The following is a 1860-nucleotide window of genomic DNA, read 5'->3' on the forward strand; positions in this document are numbered from 1 at the left end:
CGTCCAGACTGCCTATATAGCGCTCCCTGCCCTTCCAGGTGACGGCAAAGGGCCAGGACATTTTGACGAACCGGGCAAAGGAGGTGACGCGCTGCTGTCCGTCCAGCACCTCATACTTGCCGCCCCGGTTCAGCACAAAGTAGATGAGCCCCAGAGGATAGCCCTTCAGCAGCGACTCCACCACGGCCACGTCCCTTTTGCCGTCGCCGTAAATGTAGTTGCGCTGGTATTCCGGCTGTATGATCAGCTGTCCGTCCATGCCGAAGAGGCCCCTGTCCTCGTTTTGATCGTAAACAAAGCCCTTGCACAGGTCGTCCACCGTCCAGTCGGTGTGAAGCGTGGTGTTCATTGAGCGCCTCCTCTTTTGGTTTTTATAAACAATCTCTTGTAAACACGAGATCCATTTACTACCGGTTGAGAAATACCGCCTAGCCAAATTCCATTAGAAAAACCTTTTCCTTCGCTCTCTGATGCCCCCAACACGTCAAACTGTTCGGGGTTATACTTGTCCATAAACGTAATAGGCACCCCCATTACCCCGTCATAGTCCGAGGGGATGCACTCGGTAAAGGGCACCTCGATGGCGTCATAGTTGTCATACCGGGGATACTTTATCTCGCCGTAGTCCTTTTCAAAGGCTTTCTTGAGCCGGGAATTGAACTTCAGGTTGTTCTCCATGGTATCCAGCAGCAGAGACTCATGCCTTTTGCCGTGGTCGATGTTGGTGAACCAGCAAACTCCTTGAATGTTTACTATTTTATTTCCTTCAGCATCTAATTTAGCCTTCTCGCTTTCCACAACAATATCTTTTGGCATAATCATCCACCGTCCACCATTAAGCGATGTGTAACCGGTCCAAATATTGTTGTCCTTTATCAGCGGAAAAACTTCTTTATATGTTATAGCGTTTTTATTCCCCATTATAACGAATTGCTTCCCTGCTTCCATTATCCAGGCCAGGAACTCCCGGAACAGGGAAAAGGGCGGGTTGGTGATGATGACGTCCGCCTGGTCCCGCAGGCGGCGCACCTCGTCGGAACGGAAGTCTCCGTCTCCCTCCAGATAGCCGTTGAACACTATATCGTCGGTGTCGATGAAGCCGGAGCCGTCTGTGTCCCGGGTGAGGGTGAACAGCTTGCCCCGGGTCTCATGGAGCGCGGGATCATAGTGGGGCGACTCCTCTTCAAACAGGGTCAGCTGCCTGCTGCCGGAGCTCTGGGAGTAGGAGGTGGAGATCAGCTTTTTGAGGCCGAAGCGCTCAAAGTTGGCGGCGAAGTATTTGGTGAAGTTGCTCCATTCGGGGTCGTCGCAGGGGAGAAGTATCGTCTTGCCCCGGAACACGTCCGGGTCATAGGCGATGTAGGCGTTCATCTCCGCCTCTATATCGCTGTATTGGGTGTAAAACTCGTCGTTTTTGGCGCTCTTGGCTGCGCCGAGGCTCGTGTTGTCGGCCATGGGTCATACCTCCTGTTGTTGTGCCGGCTCGCAGGCCGCGGATCATACTTGTTACATATTCACTGTATCACATATCCCCAAATAATACAAGACCCGTATATTGCAGCAGAAAAAGAGCCTCTCGGAGACTTTTTACGGCGGAGGGTCTTCGCCATTCGCGGGCGCGCTTTGTCCCGTTCAATTTCACGTCATATCGGCGGTGAGGGCAAAGGGCCCTCACCGGTAAGAAAAAACTCTTCTCGTCATCTCGGCGGAAACGGCATATGTCAAACGCTGTGGCGTTTGGCCGTTTGGGGTAAGAGACCTCAGGAGGGGCCCGGCTGCTTCTTCATTGCTCCGGCAAAGCCGGAGAAAGCAGACGGGAGGACCCTGGCAAAAGTACAGACGAGAAAAGTGGTTTTCCGC

General features: G+C 53.0%; 2 protein-coding genes. Both read right to left on the bottom strand.

The window, feature by feature from the left end; all coding sequences use genetic code 11:
* On the bottom strand, positions 1 to 349 hold a 349-nt coding region (locus IK083_03610), incomplete at its 3' end, for a DUF262 domain-containing protein (GenBank protein MBR4748644.1).
* Positions 346 to 1455 (bottom strand): DNA methyltransferase, encoded by a 1110-nt coding sequence (locus IK083_03615; protein ID MBR4748645.1) that lies wholly within the window; start codon positions 1453 to 1455, stop codon positions 346 to 348. The genes IK083_03615 and IK083_03610, both read right to left, overlap by 4 nt.
* Positions 1456 to 1860: the final 405 nt, after the last annotated feature.

This window comes from Abditibacteriota bacterium (assembly GCA_017552965.1).
GTDB lineage: Bacteria > Armatimonadota > UBA5829 > UBA5829 > UBA5829 > RGIG7931.

Coding starts and splice junctions, on each gene's coding strand:
- IK083_03615 (MBR4748645.1), bottom strand. CDS start 1,455: ATGGCCGACAACACGAGCCTCGGCGCAGCCAAGAGCGCCAAAAACGAC.